The organism is Noviherbaspirillum suwonense (assembly GCF_900182955.1).
Taxonomy (GTDB): Bacteria; Pseudomonadota; Gammaproteobacteria; order Burkholderiales; family Burkholderiaceae_D; genus Noviherbaspirillum_A; species Noviherbaspirillum_A suwonense.
The window spans coordinates 1-21868 of the sequence record NZ_FXUL01000003.1 but is presented as its reverse complement, the minus strand read 5'-3'; the positions used below and the strand labels follow the sequence as shown (position 1 = coordinate 21868).

Below are 21868 nucleotides of genomic sequence, written 5' to 3'. Positions count from 1 at the left end.
GCGTCACTTAGTACGCGTCACTTAGTACGCGTCACTTCCATACCGCCTGCCAAGCCTGGTATTGGCTCGGGCGCAGCCGGTAGCGGGCGATGCTGCCTTCATGCAGGCTCATCAGCTGCGTCTCGATCACCTCGACCAGCCGCGCGCGGTCCTGCTCCGGGACATGTACCTGCGCATGGCGATGGACGAAGGAGATTGCGTCAAGCTTGCCCATGCAGCCGCGCACCACGTCGCCAACGGCCTCCACGACCAGCTGGCGGTACTTGAGCCGGAACGGATCGGGTTCGCCCAGCGACTGGCGCACGGCGGAGTAGCGTGCGCATGAGCGCTTGTAGGCCCAGACGAACACATCGCGCAAAAGCTCGACCCGATTGTCTTCATAAATGCCGAGCATGGCGCTGACATAGGTCTGTTGAAGCACGTCGACGAATGACAGCGGGCAGAGATTGCGCTTGATCAGCGGGATGTTGGCTGCAAGACGCGAGACGCGCTTGTTGACGTCTTCGAACGGCTGCAGGTACGGCAGGTGGACCATCGCGAAAAACGCTTGCTCGAACGGGTCGGCGATGGCCGCGGCAGTGTCCAGGATCTGCTGGAAACATTCCTCGATGCGTTGCGGCCCTTCGAGCGGCAGGAAAACGGTACGGCCTATTCCAACGGAAATCGAACGCAGCCGTCCGCATGCCATCGGGTCCGCCAGCAGGTTGTCCGACAGCAGCGCATGCAGGTTCAGCAGCGTATAGCGGTTAAAGTCGATCTCCCCAGCCGAATCGATCAGGAATTCCAGCGCGTCCTTGTGGTTGAGGATCATCTGCGCTTCCAGCGCACCCTTGCCGCTCGCTGCCTCGCCTTCCTGGATCAGGCGCTCGGTTTCCAGCAGCGAATAGGTATTGCCTTCGAGCCGGCTCGAATTCCATGACAGGTCGATCAACAGCCGATGGGCAATCCGGCGCGCATAGGTGCCCGCCGGCTCGTCGGCGCCGACAGCCTGCCCATGGGCCAGCAGTTCGGTGCGGATAGGCTTGGAGAGGTAGAACGTTTCATTGGGCCGATAGCTGTCCAGGAACGCGCGCCGGTAGCCTACCGGCGTGCGTTCCTGCAAGGACCGCTGGACCTGGCGCTCGACATCGGCACCTGCCCTGCTCAGGGGAATCCGGAAATTGTCTTGCGCTGCAGCCGGCTTTCCGTGCGACTTCCTGTCCGGTTCATGGACGGCGATGTCGACACGAAGCGGCACGAAGTAGCGCGTCGCACGTCCTTTTCCGAACTTTTGCAGGCGTTCCTGGTGAATTAGCGCCTGTAGCCATCGCTGCAGCGTGCGCCGTACTGCAGGCGTGCCTAGCCTGGTTTCGATGTCCTCGATACTGGCGCCTTGCGGAAATTGCCTTACGATGGCCAGCGCGGCATCCATTTCTCGATTTGAAACCGGTTTGGCCATAAGAATCCTGTCGCGATAAGATCAATTGCGACATTAAAATGCGGCAATGTCGCAATTGATCTTATCGCGACATTAAAGCGTCGCGCAAGGCTATAGCGATATAAACCTGACCATCTCGAATTTGCCGCCGGTGAAAAGGTCGAACCCGCTTTTTGTATACAACAAAGGACATACCATGATTGCCCTGCGCGGCTTTGCCTTGCTGCTCCTGCTGCAGATGTGCGGCGAAGGCCTGGCGCGTCTGCTGTCGCTGCCCATCCCCGGCCCCGTCATCGGCATGCTGCTGCTGTGGCCCATGCTGCAATGGACGCCGCTGCGGGACAGCCTGGCCGCGGCGGCGCAACTGCTGCTGAGCCATCTGTCGCTGTTCTTCGTGCCGGCCGGCGTCGGCGTGATTGCGCACCTGGGCCTGCTGTCGCAATACGGCCTGAAACTGCTCGTGGTCATCGCGCTGTCGACCTGGATCGGGCTGGCCGTCACCGCGCTGGTGCTGCGCGCGCTGCTGGGGCGCGGGAATGAGTGACTTCGTCCAGCTCTGGGTCTACCTGTCGTCGGCGCCGCTGTTCGGGCTAACCGCAACGCTGATCGTCTATGTGATCGTGCAGGCGGCATATGAAAGGCTGGGCCATGCGCCGTGGGCCAACCCGGTGCTGTGGACGGTGCTGGCGCTGGGCTCAGTGCTGCTGGCGACCGGCACGCCGTACCAGACCTATTTCGCCGGCGCCCAGTTCGTGCATGTACTGCTGGGGCCGGCAGTGGTGGCGCTGGGCTGGCCGCTCTGGCAGCGCCGCGGCGAACTGCGCGGACGCGGCGTCGCGCTGCTGGCCGCGGCCACGCTGGGCGGGTCCGCCGCCGCTGGCAGCGCGGTGCTGCTGGCGTGGGCGCTGGACCTGCCGGCCGACATGATCCTGTCGCTGGCGCCGAAGTCGACCACCGCGCCGGTGGCGATGGGCATTGCCGAAAGGCTGGGCGGCATCCCGGCGCTGGCCGCGGTGTTCGCGGTGCTGACCGGCCTGGTCGGCGCGCTCTCGGGCAAATACCTGTTCGACCTGCTGGGCATACGCGACTGGGGCGTGCGCGGCTTCGCGCTGGGCACCGCGTCGCATGGCATCGGCGCGGCGCGGGCGCTGCAGGTGCATCCCGAGGCGGGCGCGTACGCCGGCATCGCGCTCGGGCTGCAGGTGCTGATCGCGTCGCTGCTGCTGCCGCTGGCGGCGAAGCTGGCGGGCCTGCTGCGCTAGCGCGCATGCGCCCCGGCTACAGCGAGATCATCTCGACCCGCTCGCGGTCCAGCCGCGGGTCGCCGTTCATGAAGATCGAGGTGATGGCGGTCTCCGCCAGCGTATGGATCGCATGCGCGGTCCCCGGCGGCAAGTGGACGCTGGCGCCGGCTTCCATGCGCTTGCGGAACAGGTGCCTGCCCGGGCAGTCGCATAGCAGGTAGATGTCCAGCGCGCCGTGGGTGACGGTCAGCACCTCGCTGCAGCGCCGGTGCCGGTGGTTGCCGCGCACCACGCGCGGCCGGGTCTGGATCACTTCGATCAGCGTTGGATGAACGGCGGCGCAGTCGATCGCGATCAGTTCACCGCGTTCATCCACCGCGGCGATGGCGAACAGCCGGCTGTCCTGCATGTCCTCGAAGGCGGCATGGATGCAGGGCGCGCAGCGCACGTCCAGCGCAAGCGCCGGGTTGATTGCTAGGGGTGGAACACAGTCCGTCATGACAGCTCCCGGTACGGAACAATGGCAGCGCAGGCCAGCACGGCCGGAACTCAGCCGACGATGCGGCGGACGTCTGCCAGCACATCGAACATGCAGCCAACCTTGCCGCCCAACACGACATGGTAATCGGGAAGGCCGTCGAAATCCCGGAAGACCAGCGCCCGGCTGCTGTAGGCGCCGGTTGCCGGGTCGCGCCAGGCGGACCGGGTGCCCAGCGTATAGCCGCGATAGCGCGCGCTGCGCAGCAGCGGCAGGTAGGCGCCCGCCTCGTCGATGGCCTGCCGGTAGACGGCGGGCGCGGCGTCCTCGCCATTCCAGGGCGCGGGCTTGTCGACGGTGGACGACTGCACGCGGCGGAACTTGCCCGACGCCAGCACGTGGCCCTGCCGGAAGCTCGACGGCAGCAGCGACGCGTACGGCCCCCTGATCACGGTGGCGGCGGTGCACTGGTATTGCGCCGGCAGGTCCATGACGAAATGGAGGAAGGTGTCGTGCTGCAGCGCGATGCTGGCCATGCCGGACTGCGCATGCAGGCGGTTGATGTCGGCGAATGTCACGTTGAACACGCTTGCGGCCCTGATCTTCTGCGCGCCCAGCGTCAGGTCCAGCCCGTGCGCGCACGGCTCCACGCGTTCGACGCAGGCGCCGCGCAGCAGCCGGACCCGGTTGTGCAGCAGCTTCTCCATCAGGATGCGCTGGATCACCGCGCTGTCGAACGTCTTTTCGGCGCTGACGAAGCTGGCGCGCACCGCGCCGCCGAAGATATCCGACGGGCGCGCGACTGGCTGCAGCGCGAGGCCGGCGCCGGCGCAGAAGCCGGCATAGTCGTCGGCCGAGATCTGCGAGTCCTCGTGGATGCCGTACAGCGAAAGTATGTCGCGGTCGATCGCATCGCCGAAGACATCGCAGAACCGGTCCACGTTGTCCATGCACTCCCGCGCCAGCGGCGGGTCGGCGCTATACATGTAGCCCATGTGGAACTGGCCCTGGTTGCTGGCCGACGCCTGGGTGAAGAGCGCCGGCTCCCTTTCGACGATGGTCACGTCCAGCGTCGGCTGGCGCGACTTGATGTCGCTGGCCAGCAGCGCGCCGTAAAAGCCGCCGCCGATCACGGCGACATCGGTATGGGCAAGTGTGGGCACAGGCGGCTCCCGTTTCAGGAATACAGTTCGGCATCGGCAAGCAGCGTCGCTTCGCGGTCCTTGTCCGATATGACAGGCGCGCCGGACAGCGGCCAGGCGATGTCCAGCGCCGGGTCGTTCCAGCGCAGGCTGCGCTCGCAGTCGGGCACCCGGTAATCCGTCGTTTTATAGACCACCTCGGCGGCGCCGCTGGTCACCGCAAAACCATGCGCGAATCCCGGCGGGATCCAGAGCTGGCGCCGGTTATAGGCCGACAGCACGACCCCGTACCAGCGGCCGAACGTGTCCGAGCCGCGGCGCAGGTCGACCGCGACGTCGAACACCTCGCCTCCCACGACCCGCAGCAGCTTGCCCTGCGGGCGGCCGACCTGGTAATGCAGGCCGCGCACCACGCCGTGCCTGGACCGGGACTGGTTGTCCTGCACGAACTCGTCCTGGACGCCGGTCGTCTCGCGAAAATGCCGCAGGTTGAAACTCTCGAAAAAATGGCCGCGGTCATCGCTGAAGACCTCGGGCTCGATGACGAGGATGCCCGGCAGGGAAGTCGTATGTATATGCATGGTGTGCCTTTTCGGTGACCCGGATCGGATCTACATGCCGCCGCGACCGATGCGATCCTGGACAGTGCTTGATGGAAGGGCGATTAAAGCCAAAATGTGCGATTGTTGGTAACAAAGTCATGAAAACCATTCAACAAAATTTAAATTTGATTTGGGAATGGTCGTGCGGGGTGCGGGGTGCGGGGTGCGGGGTGCGGGGTGCGGGGTGCGGGGTGCGGTACGCAGGCAGCGGAACGTAATCGGCACCCGGCAGGCCGCGACAGATAAAAACCGGCTCTGGTATGCTGCGCGCCCATGACTTCCCTGCCCCGCCCGCCCCGTGCGCTATGCGCGGTCTGCCGGCGCCCGTGCCGCGCCTGCATCTGCGGCTGGATCGCGCCGACGGCCAACCTGACCGACGTGCTGCTGCTGCAGCATCCGCTGGAGGTCGGCAATGCAAAGAATAGTCTGCGGCTGCTGGAATTAAGCCTCGCGCGCCGCACGGTCGTCGTCGGCGAGCAGTTTGCGCCGGACATGCTGGAAGGCCTGCTGGATGCGGCCGCGCCAGGCGGCGCGCAGCCCGTGCTGCTCTATCCCGATACGCCGGGCCTGCCGTCGCCGGCTTTCACGCCGGAAGCGGGCCGGCCGCTGCGGCTGGTGGCGCTGGACGCCACCTGGCGCAAGAGCCGCAGGATGCTGGCGCTGAATCCGGCACTGCAGGCCCTGCCCCGGCTGGCGCTGCAGGCGCCGCCGCCGTCGCGTTACCTGGTGCGCAAGGCGCACCGTGCCGGCCAGCTGTCGACGCTCGAAGCGGTCTGCTGCGCGCTGTCGCAACTTGAAAGCGACCAGGACCGCTACCTGCCCTTGCTGGCGGCGTTCGATGGTTTCGTCGCAGGCCAGCTCGCGTGGCGCGAGGGCGCTGACTGATACCAGTGGAGGCTTGCGGGCGCATCGATCAAGCGCGCCCGCATCAGCCGGAACACCCGCGACGTTCCTGAAGAAACCTGTCCGGCAGCCGGAACGGCCGCCGGACAGGTCAGCGGCCCGTCCGCCAGGATGCGCACCCGGTTTCAATGCGCAGCGCTGGATCGAGAGCCAGCGCGCTCGATACCGCGATGCCGCGCCAGCCGGCGCGCATCCCGGCAAGCCCGCTCAGGAGAATGACCGGTCGGCCGGCGGCGTCCACTGGTACAGCCAGGTTTCCGACAGCGGCTGCCCGTCGGCTTCCAGGTAGAGCCGCAGGTTGACCGGTCCCTTCATCTCATCGGGCACCTTCAGATCGAACATCGCACGGTAACCCTGGATGGACTCCAGCGGCCGCGCCGACGTGATTTCCACGCTGCCGTGGCTGGTGGTGATGACCGGCTTGACGACGACTTTCTTGCCCAGCAACGCCAGGTCGCCGCCGGCGAAGTCGATCGCGAAGCGCCACGAGAAATAACTGCGCTTCTGGCCGATCACGCCGCCGATGCCGGTGCGGGTGGCGACCACGGTCGCCAGGTTGGGCGTCGCGGGCATCTTGGCGCCCCAGTGCAGCCGGTAGCCGAACAGCAGTTCCTGGCCTGGCTGCGGCTTCTGTTCCGGGTTCCAGAAGGCGACGATGTTGTCGAAGGTCTCGTCCGCGGTCGGGATCTCGACCAACTGCACCGCGCCCTTGCCCCAGCCGGACTTGGGCTCCACCCACAGGCTCGGGCGGCGGTCGTAATAGACGCCGTCGTCCTGGTAATGCCCGAAGTCGCGGTCGCGCTGCAGCAGGCCGAAGCCGCGCGGATTGTTGTCGGCATACGAATTGAAACGCAGCGTGGCCGGGTTGGTCAGCGGCCGCCAGATCCATTCGCCGCTGCCGGTCCACATCGACAGGCCGTCGCTGTCATGGATTTCCGGACGCCAGTCGTTCGCCACGCGGCGGTCGTTCTCGCCGTACTGGAACATGCTGGTCAGCGGGCCGATGCCCAGGCGCTCGATGGTCTTGCGCGGATACAGCGCGGCATCCACGTCCATCGCGGTGGTCGCGCCGGGCACGATCTCGAAGCGATAGGCGCCGGCGACGCTGGGCGAATCCAGCAATGCGTAGACCACCAGCTTGCTGGAGTCGCGCGCCGGGCGCTCGATCCAGAAGTCGCGGAACATCGGGAATTCCTCGGGCCGCTCCATCCCGGTGTCGATCGCCAGGCCGCGTGCCGACAGGCCGTACTGCCAGTCGCCGCCCACTGCGCGGAAGTAGCTGGCGCCGAGGAAGGCGGTGATGTCGCGCGTCAGGTCGGTATGGAAATTGACGCGGAAGCCGGCAAAGCCCAGGTCCTTCGGCAGGTCGGCGCCCTTGAGGCCGCTCTTGCCGTAATTAAACATTTCCGGGTCGTAGGCCAGTTCCCGCGCCATGCCGTCCCGCACTTCGTGGATCTGCACCGCCTGCTTGAAGAACAGGCCGAGGTGGAAAAACTTCACCTGGAAGCGCAGCTTGTCATTTGCCCACAGCGCATGGTCGTCGCGGTAGCCGATGGCCTGGTACTGGTCCCAGTCGAGCGCCGACACCTTGGCCGGCAGTTCGCCGGATTGCGGCTTGTAGGCTTGCCCGGCCATTGTGCGCGCCCGGCCCTTGAGCCACGCGTAGTCGAAAGGCTGGGGCTGGCCCAGGGTTTTCAGGCGGGTCGGCGCTTCGGCGGCCGGACTTGCGGCGCCGGCGGGACGGGGCAGGTAGATGCCGGCGAGGGCCAGCGCGGCAGATGCTTTGAGCAGGTCACGACGATGCATGAGGCTCCTTCCTTGAAGAGGTTGAGGCGCAATACCTTGACATGCGCCGCACGCCGGACTGCAATCGGTTCATTGCAATCCATGCAATGCTGCGGCGCAGCGAAGGCGACATGATACCCAAGCGGGCAGTCGCGCGTCTTGCCCGAACCGGTGGCCCGCGTGCGCCAGCCGGCTAGATTTCGACCTGGGTGCCGAGTTCGATCACGCGGTTGGTTGGCACCCGGAAATAGTCCGCCGCATCGCGCGCGTTGCGCGACATGGTGGCGAACAGCGCCTCGCGCCAGCGCGCCATGCCGCCGCCGACGGTGGAGATGACGGTCTGGCGGGCGATGAAGAAGGACGTTTCCATCATTTCGAATTCCAGGCCATGGTCGGCGCACAGCGCCAGCGCCAGCGGAATGTCGCGCTCGTCCTTGAAGCCGTAATACACGTTGACCTGGTAGCACTCGTGTCCCAGCGGCTCGACCTTGATCCGGTCTTCCGGCAGCACCGTCGGGATGTCTTCGTTATAGACCGTCAGGAACACGATGCGCTGGTGCAGCACCTTGTTGTGCAGCAGGTTGTGCAGCATCGCATGCGGCACGCCGTCGCCCTCGGCGCGGAAGAACACGCCGGTGCCGTCAACCCGGTGCGGCGGGCCGTAGAACAGCGACTGCAGGAAATCCTGCAGCGGGATCGCCTGCTTCTTGAGGTTGTTGAAGACCAGTTCGCGGCCGCTTTTCCAGGTCAGCATGATGACGACCATCAGCGCCGACAGCGCCAGCGGGAACCAGCCGCCGCTGACGATTTTCAGCGACGTTGCGGCGAGCAGGGTCAGGTCCATGGTCAGGAAAAAGCCGGTGGCGAGGAAGGCCAGCAGCAGGTTGAATTTCCATTTGTAGCGGACCACGAAGAAGGTCAGGATGGTCGTGGTGGTCATGGTGGCGGTGGCCGCGATGCCGTAGGCCGACGCCAGGTTCCCGGATGAGCCGAAGCCGACCACGGCCAGCAGCACGATCACCAGCTGCACCCAGTTCACCAGCGGAATGTAGATCTGCCCGATCTCGCGGTCCGAGGTGTAGACCACCCGCATGCGTGGCAGGAAGCCCAGCGAAATCGCCTGCTGCGTGACCGAGAACGCGCCCGAGATGGTGGCCTGCGACGCAATCACGGTGGCCATGGTGGACAGCACCACCAGCGGGTAGATGCTCCATGAGCCCAGCTGCTGGAAGAACGGATTGGTGACCGCGGAAGGCGTCGACATCAGCAGCGCGCCCTGTCCCAGGTAATTCAGCGCCAGCGCCGGAAACACGACCGAGAACCAGGCCAGCCGGACCGACTTCTTGCCGAAGTGGCCCATGTCCGCATACAGCGCCTCGGCGCCGGTCAGGGCCAGCACCACGGCGCCCAGCGCGATGAAGGCGAACCAGCCGTTGTGTATCATGAAGTTGAACGCGTACCAGGGGTTGAACGCGGCGAGCACGGCCGGGTAATGGACGATATTGATGATGCCCATGGTCGCCAGCGCGGTGAACCAGACCAGCACGATGGGGCCGAAGAACTTGCCGATGCCGGCCGTTCCCTTGCTCTGCAGGCTGTACAGCGCCACCAGCACCGTCACCGTCAGCGGCAGCACATAGGGCTTCAGCGCCGGGGTCGCGACTTCCAGCCCCTCGATGGCCGACAGCACCGAGATCGCCGGGGTGATCACGCCGTCGCCGTAGAACAGGCCGGCGCCTATCATGCCCAGCAGCATGACCGGGTAATGCCAGCGCGAGCCGGTGGTGACCGAGGACATCGCCAGCGCGGTCAGCGCCATGATGCCGCCCTCGCCGCGGTTGTTTGCGCGCAGCACCAGCGTGACGTACTTGAGCGAGATGATCAGCAACAGCCCCCACAGGATCAGGGACACGACGCCGAGGATGTTGGTATGGGTGAGCGCGATGCCATGCTCCTCCGAGAACACTTCCTTCATCGTGTACAGCGGGCTGGTGCCGATGTCGCCGTAGACGATGCCGATGGCCGCGATGGTCAGCGTGGCGAGCCTGCTCCCATGGTTGGCCCCATGCGTGTCGTGCCCGGCCTGCTGGCTGTCGTTGTTCTGGTTAGTGGCCAATGGGCACCTGTAAATTCTGAAAACTCCGCATAGTAACCGAGAGCATGTCGGCTCCGCTGATTTGGGCGCTGGTCCGGCGCGTGCCAGAGTATGCCCTGTTCCTGCCCGGGAAGGGTTGACGCGGAAAGAAGCCGCAGCCAGTTCACTTGCGGAAATGCATGCAGGCCGACAGTGCATAATGCGGCCTTCCCTTCTTCCTTTAACCGCGCGGACGCTTCCTGATGAATCCCGGCATGCTGTACGCCGCCCTGGCCTTCGTGGCGTGGGGCCTTTTCCCGCTCTATTTCAAGGCGCTGCGCAGCATTCCGGCACAGGAAATCCTGGCGCACCGGATGGTCTGGTCGCTGGTGTTCCTGGCCGCGGTGCTGCTGTGGCGGCGCCAGTGGTCGTGGCTGGCGGCGGTGGCGCGGCAGCCCAGGGTGCTGGCGGGCTTCGCGGCAAGCGCGCTGCTGCTGTCGACCAACTGGGGCATCTACATCTGGTCGGTCAACCATGACCGCGTGGTCGACGCCAGCCTCGGCTACTTCATCAACCCGCTGGTCAACGTGGTGCTCGGCTTCCTGCTGCTCAAGGAACGCATGCGGCCGCTGCAATGGAGCGCGGTGGCGCTGGCCGCGGCCGGCGTCGCCTGGCTGACCTGGGACGCCGGCCATCCGCCCTGGATCTCGCTGGCGCTGGGGCTGACCTTCGGCTTCTACGGCCTGCTGCGCAAGACCGCGTCGCTGGGCGCGCTGGAAGGACTGTCGCTGGAAACCATCCTGCTGTTCCCGTTCGCCGCCGGCTACCTGCTGTGGCTGGCCCAGTCCGGGCAGAACGGTTTCGCCGCGGCGACGCCGCTGCCGCAGGCGCTGATGGCGCTGTCCGGCCCCGTCACCGCCATCCCGCTGCTGGCCTTCGCCGCCGCGGCGCGCCGGCTGCCGCTGTCGCTGCTGGGGCTGATGCAGTACGTGGTGCCGACCATGCAGCTGCTGCTGGGCGTCTGGCTGTACCACGAGCCGTTCGGCACGGGACGGCTGATCGGCTTCGCGCTGATCTGGGGCGGGCTGGCGCTGTATTCGGCCGAGGGCGCGGCGCGGTCCTGGCGCAGGCGCGGCTGAGGCAGGACCGCGCCGCCCGGGAGCGTCCCGCAGCTTACTGGGCCGGCTTGCGCACCAGGCTGCCCCCGTCGAAGTCGCGCAGCACGCTGGCCGCTTCCGCGTGCCCGTTCCGTAAGGCCAGGTCCAGCGCATTCAGCCTGCGCTCCGACACGACGCATTTTGCGAGCAATGCGCCCTCGGGCGATGCCAGCAGCGCCCTCACCACATCCGCATGCCCGGCCTGCGCCGCCAGCAGCAGAGGCGTCATGTCGTCGTTGGCCGCCCATGCGAGGCTGGCGCGCGCCCGCACCAGCATGGCGACGATCGCCGCATGCCCGGCTTCGGCCGCCACGGTCAGCGCATTGGCGTTCTGCCTGTTGTGATGGTCGATGATGTCGACATCGCCGTAATCGATCATCGCCCGGACCACCTCCCCATGACCCTGCCGGGCTGCGATGATCAGCGCGGTCTCGCTGTCATTCGACAACGCAGTCGCCAGGCTGCCGCCGTCCCTGGCCAGCAGGTATTTGACGCAGCGGATCGCCCCGCTTGCCGCAGCCGCCAGCAGCGCATCGCGTCCATTGGCCACGCCATGCGCCACAGCGCTGCGGCGGTAGTGCCTGAGCAAGACTTTCAGTAAGTCAATGTCGTCAGCGGCCGCAGCCATCAGCAAGGCGGTGTACCCGCTCGGCGACACCTGGTCGGCCAGTTCGCCGCCGTTCAGCGCCAGCAGGACCTCGACCATCGCGGCATTGCCCCGGCGCGTTTCGTGGAACAGCAGGTTGTCGCCGTGCGGATCCCGCCATGACATCGCCCACTTCGCGCCGTCCGCAGTTCGCAGCAGCCGCTGCATGGTCGCCGTATCCCCCGACGCGCAGGCCGCTTCCATCTGCTGTGCAATGGTCGGCGGCTTGGCCCGGACTTGCCCGGCGCTGGCCGCCGGCTGCGTGGCCGATTGGCCTTTTTGCGCATGAGCGGAAAGCAGCCCTGATGACCGGGCAAGCTCCTGCTCCCCCTGGATCCGATCCGTGCTGGCGTCCAGCTCCGCGACTTCCGCCGCTGCGATTTTTGCCTTCAGGTGTCGAAACAGGGCGGGTTGCGGGTCGGCTTGTTCATTCATCGCCCACAGCCACTTCACGATTTCCTGTTTGCGCGTCCTCGTTGCAAGGAGCAGCGCATCCGCGCCCGATTCATCGACGCTGTGCAGGATAGCGGGGTCGATCTCCGCCAGCCGGCGCATCCGCTGGCGCGTTTCCCCGCCGCCATCCCTGCCGCGCGCAAGCCGGAACCACTCGCCCTTTCGTTTTACCGGGTCGGTTTCCCAATCTGGCGCCTGCTTGCGAGCGGTGCGCGCCTGCTTGCCCTTGCGCGATGGAGCGGACGAGGCAGTGGAAACCGAGGAGACTGAGCGGGATGCGCCGTCCTCGGTTTCCTCTTCCGGCCATGCGCGGCGCATTTCACCGGCAACCAGGCCCAGCGCCTGCTTGGCCTCGGTCCAGCTGATCGAGGAAAAGATGTCCTGTTCGAGGCGGGCAAGCAAGTCCTTTGCCTCTTTCAGGGACCTTGCCAGTACAAAATCCGGATGCCGCAGCAGCCATTGCACCAGTTCCGGTTTGCCGGCGATGACGGCGTAATACAAGGCGCCGTTGCCGTATTCATCGGTGCGGTTGACCATGCCGGTGTTTTTGCCCGATGCCAGACGCATCATCTGGTCGATCAGCCCGCCGGCGCGCTCGGCGCCGCTGGCCAGCGTGAACCATTGCGTGACCGGGTCGGCCGCATTGGCCTGCTTGCCCCTGCCGGCAGCGCCGGGTTGGGCATTGCCGGCCGGCCGGGAGGCCCGGGTGCTGGATGCGGTGCCGGCTGATGCGGTGGACGACGCCGTGGTCGACGAAGCAGTAGTCGACGAAGCAGTAGTCGACGAAGCCGGTGCGCGGTAGGTGACGGACGCCCCATTCCTGCCGGCCGCCTTTCCCGGTTCGGCCATGCGGCCGGCGTCCGCCAGCTTGCTGCCTGGCGGCGACCGGGATGCCGTTCCCGGCAGTGGTGGAGGCGGCGGAGGCGGCGGAGGCATGCTGGCCGGACCGGCCTCCTCTGCTTCCAGCATCGGCGACGGCGCTTCTTCCCGGTGCGCCAGGCTGACGATGGCCGTCTGCAGCTGCGCAACGTCGGGATCGATGGTTCCCTGCCATTGCAGCAGGCCCCGCAGCGCGGCCTGCATCGTGCCCTGCTCGATGGTGGTCCACTGCTCCAGCCGGGCCAGTTCCAGCGCCTGCAGGCAGTACAGGCGCTGCGTATCGTCGTGGACCGTCTTGCGGGAAATAAACTCCAGCAGGCGCAGGAAAGCCGCCTTTGCACCCGGGCGCGCGGTCTCCCCCAGTCCATGCAGCTGCACGATGGCGCGCAGCGACAGCGCCGCCGTGGCGGTTTCCCATCGTGCGACGGCCAGGTGGGGTATGGCCGCGATCAGGCGCTGCGCCAGCGGGCCGCACTGGTCGGCCGGCGCCATCCGGCGTGCCCACACATAGGCCACGGCGGAAAGCAGGCCGCTGACGGACTGCGGCGACTGCCTCGTGAAATCCATCCTTTCCAGCAATTGCACCAGGCGCCGGGCCGCGGCCTTCAACTGGCCATGCAGCGCATGGCCAGCCAGCGCGCGCGGTGCGCTGGCCGCCTTGCTGCGCTCTTCCTGCTTTGCCATGGCCTTGACGAAGCTCATCAGATTGGACAGCGACTGGCCGTCTGCGCCGCGCAGCAGCGCGCCCGCCTCTGTGACCATGCCTGCCAGGTGCCGGCAGGCCGCCTGGTAGCCGGGCAGGCAGGACAGGAATGCGGGCTGCAGGTAGAGGCCGGTTTCCGACAGCATGCGCAGCAAGTTTGCACAGTTGGCCAGCGCCTGGCCACCGTTGCCCGCCATCTCCTCGCGCGGCGCCTGCCTCATCCGCTGCAGCAGGATGCCGATGACGGGGACCAGCCAGTCATGGGTCTGCTGCGGCAGCAGGCCGGCGTCGATGAAGTCCTTGATGGTGTTGCCGACGTTGGCCGTCTGGACGCCGCTTGCGACCTTCACGCCGGCAAGGACGCCTGGAAAAGCCATGCACAGAGATGCCATCACCTGCAGCAGCCTTTGCCGGCTCTTGCGGGCGTCCGGGCCGTTGCCCTCGAGAGGCAACAGGCCGAACTGGCGGATGGTATTGAGCTGGACGAAGCAGGCAGCCAGATAGCCGGCGTCCAGGCCGGAACGCACCGGTGCGGCCGCCCAGGCAGGCATCCGGTCGAGCGCGCTGTCGAAGGCGGCGCGGGTCGTCGGGTCGTCGTCGGCCAGCAGTCCGGCTTTCAGGCCGCGGCTGAGCCAGGTCAGCAGGTCCAGCGTCGCAGCGGTCGCCTCGCGATCCCCGGGGTCCGACGCGGTCGTGAACACATCGCATAGCGCATGGGTAAGCTGGCTTGCCGTTGCGCGCAGCGCCTTTCCGGCGTCCTTTCGCACTACGCCGGCATCGACCAGCACGGGCAGCACGCCGAGGCCCCTGCAGATTGCAGCCGCGGCGGCGGGGCCGGGAACCTTCAGGTCGATGACGCCGGCGCAAACCAGGCGGCTGAATTCGTCCAGGAAGCGCTGCATCCTTGCGCCCAGGGCGGCCAGCCCGGCCGGCGGCGGCTGCATGGCGGCCGCGCGCCTGATCGTGCTGCGCTGCATTGCCAGCTGTTCGAGGCAGGACAGCACCGCCGCCAAGTCGGAGGACGGCGTGTCGATCAGCAGCTGCATCAACGCCGCGACTGCCCGCGCCTGATGCGCGCCGTCATCGTCATCGTCGTCGTCATCGTCATCGTCATCGTCATCGTCATCGTCATCGTCCGCCGGCGCATCGCCGGTGCGCATTCGATCCGCGTGCAGGGCAGCGCTGAGGGATGGCGTCGTCCATTCGGAAGACCGCGGATGCAGGGCCGGGCGGTTCCCACGGGAGAGGCCCGGCGCGTCGGGCGGCGCAAGGGGCGCCGGAGGGGTGGCGGACAACGGCGAAGCAGGAGTAGCTGGAAGCATGTGGATATCTTCAGGAGAACAACGAGGGACACGGCCGCTGCGCTGCCGCCGGCCTGGAGGCGCGTGAGTGCCAGGCCGATGACGGCGGTTCAACCCCGGCGGTTCAACCCCTGTACCCTGCCCCGGCCTTCGGTTATGCTCATTGCCTTTCTTCGCGACCCCCTGACACCACCATGGCCAATTACGTATACACGATGAATCGCGTGGGCAAGATCGTCCCGCCCAAGCGCCACATCCTGAAAGATATCTCGCTGTCCTTCTTTCCCGGCGCCAAGATCGGCGTGCTGGGCCTGAACGGTTCCGGCAAGTCGACGCTGCTGAAGATCATGGCCGGCATCGACAAGGACATCGAGGGCGAGGCCATACCGCAGCCCAACCTGAACATCGGCTACCTGCCGCAGGAGCCGCAGATGGACCCGGAGCAGACGGTGCGCGAGGCGGTCGAGGCCGGCCTCGGCGAAGCCTTCGCCGCCCGCGCCAAGCTCGACGCGGTCTATGCCGCCTATGCCGAACCGGACGCCGACTTCGACGCGCTGGCCACCGAGCAGGCGCGGCTGGAAGCCATCATTTCCGCCAGCGACGGCGGCAACCTGGAGCTGCAGCTGGAAATGGCCGCCGACGCGCTGCGCCTGCCGCCGTGGGACGCGAAAGTGGGCGTGCTGTCCGGCGGCGAGAAGCGCCGCGTGGCGCTGTGCCGGCTGCTGCTGTCCAAGCCCGACATGCTGCTGCTGGACGAGCCGACCAACCACCTCGACGCCGAATCGGTCGACTGGCTCGAGCAGTTCCTGCACCGCTTCCCCGGCACCGTGGTCGGCATCACCCATGACCGCTACTTCCTCGACAATGCGGCCGAGTGGATACTGGAACTGGACCGCGGCCACGGCATCCCGTGGAAGGGCAATTACAGTTCGTGGCTGGAGCAGAAGGAAAACCGGCTGAAGCAGGAAGAGTCGAGCGAGAGCGCGCGCCAGAAGGCGCTGCATAAGGAGCTGGAATGGGTGCGCCAGAACCCGAAGGGCCGGCAGGCCAAGAGCAAGGCGCGCCTGGCCCGCTTCAACGAGCTGTCCGAGCATGAATACCAGAAGCGCAACGAGACCCAGGAAATCTTCATTCCCGTGGCCGAGCGGCTGGGCAATGAAGTGGTGGAATTCAAGAATGTCAGCAAGGGCTACGGCGACCGGCTGCTGATCGACGACCTGAGCTTCAAGGTGCCGGCCGGCGCCATCGTCGGCATCATCGGCCCCAACGGCGCGGGCAAGTCGACGCTGTTCCGCATGCTGGCCGGGCGCGAGCAGCCCGACAGCGGCGAGGTCGTGATCGGCTCCACCGTCAAGCTGTCGCTGGTCGACCAGTCGCGCGACGACCTCGACAACAAGAAGACCGTGTTCGAGGACGTCGCCGACGGCGCCGACCTGTTGACGGTCGGCCGTTTCGAGATGCCGTCGCGCGCCTACCTCGGCCGCTTCAACTTCAAGGGCAGCGACCAGCAAAAGATCGTCGGCAACCTGTCCGGCGGCGAACGCGGCCGCCTGCACCTGGCCAAGACGCTGCTGATGGGCGGCAACCTGCTGCTGCTCGACGAGCCGTCGAACGACCTGGACATCGAAACCCTGCGTGCGCTGGAAGATGCATTGCTGGAATTTGCCGGCAGCGTGATGGTGATCTCGCATGACCGCTGGTTCCTGGACCGCATCGCCACCCACATCCTGGCCTTCGAAGGCAATTCGCAGGTGACCTTCTTCGACGGCAATTACCAGGAATACGAAGCCGACAAGCGCAAGCGCCTGGGCGAGGAAGGCGCGAAGCCCAAGCGCATCCGCTACAAGCCGCTGCGGACCTGAGGCGACAGCCCATTGCGGCACGGGCCGGTCAATTACCACCGCCCGTGCGCGACGAATGGTGTAATGCGCTTCGCTTGTTACACCCTACGACTGTTCGCGCATCTTCTTAACGATGCGCTGTCACGCCGCGCTGTTCGCACATGTCCAGCACCGGGCAGGTCGAGCAGCGCGGCAGCTTGCCGGTGCAGATGTGTTTGCCGAAAGGCACCAGCAGGCGGTTGATCTCTATCCAGTGCGGGCGCGGCAGGGTCGCCTCGAGTGCGAGCAGCGCCTTCTCCGGCGTCGCGGCCTGCACGTAACCCCAGCGGGCCGTCACGCGGTGGACATGCACGTCGACGCTGATGAACGGCGCGCCGCAGGCGATGCCCAGGACCAGGTTCGCGCACTTCGGCCCGACCCCATCGAAGGACAGCAGCACCTCGCGCTCGCAGGGCAGCGTGCCGCCGAACTCGTCGTCGACGCGGCGCGCGATCGCCAGGATCTGTCTGGCCTTGCGCTCGTGGAAGGTGCTGCCGCCGATCAGCGCGTCCAGTTGATCGGCCGGAATCTCGGCGATGCCGGCCGGCGTGCGCGCCCGCGCGAACAAGGCGCGCGACAGCGGGAGCGTCACCTCGTCATAGGTGCGGATCGAAATGATGCAGGCCAGCAGCTGCTCGAACGCCGACGTGTAGCCTTCCTCGGCCAGCTGGAACAGCGCGGCCTTCGGCCACGGCCGCACCGCGTCGGCGATGCGTTCCATCGCCAGGCCGACGTCGAACGGCTTCTTGCCCGTGGCGGTGCTCATGGCCGGCCGCGCCTGAAGGACTGCACGGTGCGCGATGCCGCAGGGCCGTACGCGGCCGGGATGGGGAGGTCGGAATCGAAGTCGAAATCAGGCTGCATGGCGGCGTCCTCGGCAGGGAGGTGAATTCACGTCCCGTTTCGATGATGCGGCGCCTGCACAAGTTTCAGCGGCAACCGCCGCATGCCGTTTGGCGCAACGGGGCCCGCCGGCCCAGGCCGTCAGAAGGCGTCAAACCGCGGGCAGGCCACGCAGGGCAGCCATCCGTTCGCAGCGCCGCACGGTGGAATACGCTCGCTCCACGGTGCGGCGAATGACTAGATCGCCCGCGCCTGGCCCTGCCAGTAGGGGTCGCGCAGCTTGCGCTTGAAGATCTTGCCGGTGTCCTCGCGCGGCAGCTGCTGGTGGATGTCGACAATGCGCGGCACCTTGTAGTTGGCGATGCGTTCGCGCAGGAAGGACTGGACCGCCGCGGCATCCACCTGCGCGCCCGGAAGCGGCTGCACCGCGGCCGCGAGCGCTTCGCCGAACTCGGCGTCGGGTATGCCGAAGACCGCGCAGTCGGCGACGCCCGGCATCGTGTGCAGCACCGACTCGATCTCGGCCGGGTAGATGTTGACACCGCCCGATATGATCATGTCGGCCTTGCGGTCGCAGATATACAGGAAGCCTTCCTCGTCGAGATAGCCCATGTCGCCCAGCGTCACCAGGCCGTCGCGTTCGATCGCGGCGCGCGCCTCGGGCCGGTTGACATAGGTGAAGTCGGAGAGCGCACGCTGGCGCACATGGATCAGGCCGATCTCGCCCGCCGGCAGCGCCCCGCCGCCCTCGTCGAGGATGCGCACGTCGGCATCCGGCATCGCGCGCCCGGCAGAGCCGGGATGGCGCTGCCAGTCGGCGGAATCGATGAAGGTGGTATAGCCGGCCTCGCTGGACCCGTAGGCTTCGGTGATGATGGGGCCGAACCAGTCGATCATGGCCTGCTTGAGCGGCGCCGGACACGGCGACCCGGTCGACGCGACCTGCCGCAGGCTGGAGATGTCATGCCGCGCCCGCGCTTCGGGCGGCAGCGCCAGCAGGCGCTGGTACATGGTGGGCACCAGGTAGGCATGCGTGATGCGGTGTTTCTCGATCAGCGCCAGCGTGCGCGCGGCGTCGAAGCGCGGCTCCAGCACCAGGGTCGCGCCCAGGTTGCTGAAGTGGCCGAGGTAGGACATCGCGGCGCTGTGGTAGATCGGCGCGGCGAGGAAGGCGACGTCGCCGCGGCCATAGACGATATCCATGACCTGCGCGAAGCGCTCCGCCGAAGCGAAGTCGCCCGGCGCGGGCGGGATGCGGCGCACGCCCTTGGGCTTGCCGGTCGTGCCGGACGTATAGGTAATGGCGCTGTGGACCAGCCCGGCGCGCGCCGGCATGGGCGGCAGGCCGGCGCCGAACGCGGTCCAGTCCTGCGCGTGCGCCGGAGCGGCGGCGGCATTGCCCGCCACCGTGACGACCGCGACATGGCCGGGTATGCCGCCCGCGATCTGCTCCAGCAGGTCAGCGTCGACAAACAGCGCGCGGGCGCTGCTGTCGGTCAGGATGTGCTCGGCTTCCAGCGCCTTGAAGTGCCAGTTGACCGAGGCCAGGTAGAGGCCTGCGCGGCGGCAGGCCAGCGTCAGCGCCACGTATTGCGGACTGTTGCGCAGCATCGCGGCAACCGTGTCGCCCGGCCCGCAGTCGAGCGCGTGCAGGCCGGCAAGGATGCGGCGGATTTCGGACTCCATCCATTCGGACGGATAAAGCGTGTCCTGGTACCAGAGCGTGGGCAGCATGGCGTCTCCTGCGGCGCATCGGGCGCCGGGTGTTACAGGCTGCCGGCGCGGGCGCGCCGGCAGGATCAGGCAGCGACAGCAGCGGTCTTCGCGCCGCCATGCGCCATGGCGTTCGCCAGGCCCAGCCTGTGGCGCGCGGCCTGGTACTCGTCGATGAAGCGGGCGACCAGTTCGCCTGCCGGGACCACGCGCTTGATCGCGCCGACGCCCTGGCCTGCGCCCCAGATGTCGCGCCATGCCTTGGCCTTGCTGCCGCCGCCGGAGCCGAAATTCATCTTCGACGCGTCCGATTCCGGCAGCGCATTCGGGTCGAGGCCGGCATTGACGATGCTCTGCTTCAGGTAGTTGCCGTGGACGCCGGTAAACAGGTTGGAGTACACGATGTCGGACGCCGAACTGTCGACGATCATCTGCTTGTAGCGCTCGTCGGCATTGGCCTCGGTGGTCGCGATGAAGGCCGAGCCGATGTAGGCAAGGTCGGCGCCGGCCGCCAGCGCGGCCAGGATCGCGTTGCCGTTGGCGATCGCGCCGGACAGGATCAGCGGGCCGTCGAACCATTCGCGGATTTCATGCAGCAATGCGAACGGCGACAGCCGGCCGGCATGCCCGCCCGCGCCGGACGCCACCGCGATCAGGCCGTCCGCGCCCTTGTCGATCGCCTTCTTCGCGAAGAAATTGTCGATGATGTCATGCAGCACGATACCGCCATACGAGTGCACCGACTGGTTCACGTCCTCGCGTGCGCCGAGCGAGGTGATGGTGATGGGCACCTTGTACTTGGCGCACAGCTCGAGGTCGCGCTCCAGCCTGTCGTTGGACTTGTGGACGATCTGGTTGACGGCGAACGGCGCCGCCGGCCGGTCCGGATGCTTGTCGTTGTATTCGCCGAGTTCCGTGGTGATGCGGTCCAGCCACTCGTCCAGCGCCGGGTCGGGCCGCGCATTGAGCGCGGGGAAGGAGCCGACCACGCCGGCCTTGCACTGCGCGATCACGAGGTCGGGGTTGGAAATGATGAACAGCGGCGAGCAGATCATCGGCAGCGCGAGACCTTCGAGGATGGGAGGCAGGGACATGGGGAACTCCGTGAGGTGGACTTGTTGAAATGAATAGGGGAAAAGGCTCAGGCCGCAACGCCCTTGCCTGTCAGCGTGGCATAGGCCGGCGCGAGCTTCGCGGCCATCTGGGCGCCCAGCGCCTGCAGCCCGCTCATCGGCCGCACCATGACCTCGAACTCCTCGATGCGGCCCTCTTCGTCGAAGCGCAGCATGTCGATGCCCTTGAGCGCCTTGCCGTCGACCTCGGCGCTGAATTCGAGCACGATGCTGCGCCCATCCTCGCTGACGAAGCTGCGGTGGTACTGGAAATTCTGGAACACGGTGTTGACGGTCTTCAGCACCAGCTTGATGGCGGCCTTGCCCGGATATGGCGTATGCGCAACCGGCGAGCGGAACACGATGCTGTCCGACAGCAGCGCATCGAGCTCCTCCATCGCATTGCGTTCCAGGAGTTCGTGCCAGGTGGCGAGCGTGCGCCGGGCGGCGTCGGACAGTTGGGTGACTTGCATGATGGTCTCCTTGCTGAGGGCCTTCTGCGGTTCGCGGTATGCGCGTTTGCGAGGCCGGTTGGTCATTCCTGCCGCTGCATCGATGTGCCGGCAAGTAAGAGCGCGGCATGCAATACGCAACTGGTTGCATAAAGAATAGCAGGGGTCGGATCGATGTGCAACCAGTTGCATAAAGTTTTGCGGACATGCTCCCACCCGTTAAAATACCCGGCATGTCGATTCAACACGCCCTGCTGACCTCGCTGCTGGAAAAGCCCTCCACCGGCTATGACCTGGCGCGTCGCTTCGACAAATCGATCGGCTATTTCTGGCATGCAAGCCACCAGCAGATCTACCGCGAGCTTGGGCGCATGGCCGAGGCCGGCTGGATCGAGGCTACCGACGACAACGAGGCCGGAAAGCGCCGGCGGCGGCTCTACCGGGTGCTCCCTCCTGGCGCGGCCGAGCTGGCGCGCTGGGTCTCGACACCGGAAACCGACGGCGACCCGGCGCGCTCACTGCTGATCAAGCTGCGGGCAGAGGCGGTGATCGGGCCGCACGGGCTGGAGCGGGAGCTTGGGCAGCTGATGGTCGAGCATCGCGCGCGGCTGGACACCTATCGCGAGATCGAGCAGCGGGACTTTGCGGACGGGGCGCTGTCGACTGCGCAGAAGCTGCAGCATGCAGTGCTGAGGGCGGGGATTGTGGCGGAAGAAGGATGGCTGGCCTGGGCGGGGGAAGTGTTGCCTGTGCTGCGGGATCGGTGAATGGTGAGCGCTGACGCACTCGGCGGCCGGTTGGCGCATTTCCTGTAATTGCTCGAGAGTCGAGCAGGCGGCCTGGTCATCCGGTACGCCATGGCTTGAGATTGGTATCAGACCCGCGCAGCGACAGTTGCAGTTGCTTGTGAAGTGGCCGTTGCTATTGCCGTTGCAGTGGCCGTTGCAGTGGCCGTTGCAGTGGCCGTTGCCGTTGCCGTTGCCGTTGCCGTTGCAGTGAATCCCCGTTGATGACGCCACGTCGCTGGTGCCGAAATCGGATAAAGAAGCGTCCGCTGTCTGAGCGAAGCGAGTTTCGGACGCTT

General features: G+C 66.6%; 17 protein-coding genes. 6 read left to right on the top strand and 11 right to left on the bottom strand.

The genetic code is table 11. From position 1 onward, the window contains the following. Positions 1–31: 31 nt before the first annotated feature. Positions 32–1411, bottom strand: coding sequence for a Fic family protein (locus QOL82_RS05740; RefSeq protein ID WP_283441296.1), 1380 nt, complete (start codon positions 1409–1411; stop codon positions 32–34). A 202-nt stretch (positions 1412–1613) separates the two neighbouring features. On the opposite strand from QOL82_RS05740, the gene QOL82_RS05735 reads away from it, so the two are divergent. Beyond that, positions 1614–1961: a CidA/LrgA family protein gene (locus tag QOL82_RS05735; RefSeq protein WP_283441295.1), complete on the top strand. Its 348-nt coding sequence runs from the start codon at positions 1614–1616 to the stop codon at positions 1959–1961. Beyond that, on the top strand, positions 1954–2679 hold the full coding sequence (locus QOL82_RS05730) for an LrgB family protein (RefSeq protein WP_283441294.1): 726 nt from the start codon (positions 1954–1956) through the stop codon (positions 2677–2679). The genes QOL82_RS05735 and QOL82_RS05730 overlap by 8 nt, the downstream gene beginning before the upstream one ends. Positions 2680–2695: 16 nt before the next feature. On the opposite strand, the gene QOL82_RS05725 is transcribed toward QOL82_RS05730, so the two are convergent. The 3 genes from QOL82_RS05725 to rfbC are packed head-to-tail and all read right to left on the bottom strand — an operon-like array spanning position 2696 to position 4862. Beyond that, complete coding sequence (locus QOL82_RS05725; RefSeq protein WP_283441293.1) at positions 2696–3160, bottom strand: cupin domain-containing protein; 465 nt, start codon at positions 3158–3160, stop codon at positions 2696–2698. Between the two features lie 50 nt (positions 3161–3210). Further along, positions 3211–4302 (bottom strand): FAD-dependent oxidoreductase, encoded by a 1092-nt coding sequence (locus QOL82_RS05720; protein ID WP_283441292.1) that lies wholly within the window; start codon positions 4300–4302, stop codon positions 3211–3213. A gap of 14 nt (positions 4303–4316) precedes the next feature. After that, positions 4317–4862, bottom strand: coding sequence for a dTDP-4-dehydrorhamnose 3,5-epimerase (rfbC, locus tag QOL82_RS05715; RefSeq protein WP_283441291.1), 546 nt, complete (start codon positions 4860–4862; stop codon positions 4317–4319). Between the two features lie 294 nt (positions 4863–5156). On the opposite strand from rfbC, the gene QOL82_RS05710 reads away from it, so the two are divergent. Then, positions 5157–5768, top strand: a complete 612-nt coding sequence (locus QOL82_RS05710) for a tRNA-uridine aminocarboxypropyltransferase (RefSeq protein ID WP_283441290.1) — start codon at positions 5157–5159, stop codon at positions 5766–5768. A 225-nt stretch (positions 5769–5993) separates the two neighbouring features. Here the strand turns inward: QOL82_RS05710 and QOL82_RS05705 are convergent, their stop codons facing one another. Both QOL82_RS05705 and QOL82_RS05700 read right to left on the bottom strand, forming a co-directional pair. Next, positions 5994–7592, bottom strand: a complete 1599-nt coding sequence (locus QOL82_RS05705) for an OpgD/OpgG family glucan biosynthesis protein (RefSeq protein ID WP_283441289.1) — start codon at positions 7590–7592, stop codon at positions 5994–5996. A 172-nt stretch (positions 7593–7764) separates the two neighbouring features. After that, positions 7765–9606: a potassium transporter Kup gene (locus QOL82_RS05700; RefSeq protein WP_283441568.1), complete on the bottom strand. Its 1842-nt coding sequence runs from the start codon at positions 9604–9606 to the stop codon at positions 7765–7767. 302 nt (positions 9607–9908) lie between these two features. Between QOL82_RS05700 and rarD the strand changes: the two genes are divergently transcribed. Next, positions 9909–10784, top strand: coding sequence for an EamA family transporter RarD (rarD, locus tag QOL82_RS05695; RefSeq protein ID WP_283441288.1), 876 nt, complete (start codon positions 9909–9911; stop codon positions 10782–10784). 34 nt (positions 10785–10818) lie between these two features. Here rarD and QOL82_RS05690 read toward each other — a convergent pair whose 3' ends face one another. After that, positions 10819–14643, bottom strand: a complete 3825-nt coding sequence (locus QOL82_RS05690) for an ankyrin repeat domain-containing protein (protein WP_283441287.1) — start codon at positions 14641–14643, stop codon at positions 10819–10821. A gap of 335 nt (positions 14644–14978) precedes the next feature. Between QOL82_RS05690 and ettA the strand changes: the two genes are divergently transcribed. Next, complete coding sequence (ettA, locus tag QOL82_RS05685) at positions 14979–16646, top strand: energy-dependent translational throttle protein EttA (RefSeq protein WP_283441286.1); 1668 nt, start codon at positions 14979–14981, stop codon at positions 16644–16646. Between the two features lie 106 nt (positions 16647–16752). Here the strand turns inward: ettA and QOL82_RS05680 are convergent, their stop codons facing one another. From QOL82_RS05680 to QOL82_RS05665, 4 genes are all read right to left on the bottom strand, one after another. Next, complete coding sequence (locus QOL82_RS05680; RefSeq protein ID WP_283441285.1) at positions 16753–17430, bottom strand: endonuclease III domain-containing protein; 678 nt, start codon at positions 17428–17430, stop codon at positions 16753–16755. 314 nt (positions 17431–17744) lie between these two features. Beyond that, positions 17745–19241, bottom strand: a complete 1497-nt coding sequence (locus QOL82_RS05675) for an AMP-binding protein (RefSeq protein WP_283441284.1) — start codon at positions 19239–19241, stop codon at positions 17745–17747. 65 nt (positions 19242–19306) lie between these two features. Then, positions 19307–20314 (bottom strand): NAD(P)H-dependent flavin oxidoreductase, encoded by a 1008-nt coding sequence (locus QOL82_RS05670; protein WP_283441283.1) that lies wholly within the window; start codon positions 20312–20314, stop codon positions 19307–19309. Between the two features lie 47 nt (positions 20315–20361). Then, a complete protein-coding gene (locus QOL82_RS05665; RefSeq protein ID WP_283441282.1) occupies positions 20362–20805 on the bottom strand; it encodes a nuclear transport factor 2 family protein in 444 nt (147 codons plus the stop codon). Positions 20806–21017: 212 nt separating this feature from the next. Here QOL82_RS05665 and QOL82_RS05660 point away from each other — a divergent pair, with 212 nt between their 5' ends. Beyond that, positions 21018–21551 carry a PadR family transcriptional regulator gene (locus QOL82_RS05660; RefSeq protein ID WP_283441281.1) on the top strand — a complete coding sequence of 178 codons (534 nt, stop codon included), beginning with the start codon at positions 21018–21020 and terminating at the stop codon, positions 21549–21551. The last annotated feature ends 317 nt before the right edge of the window (positions 21552–21868 follow it).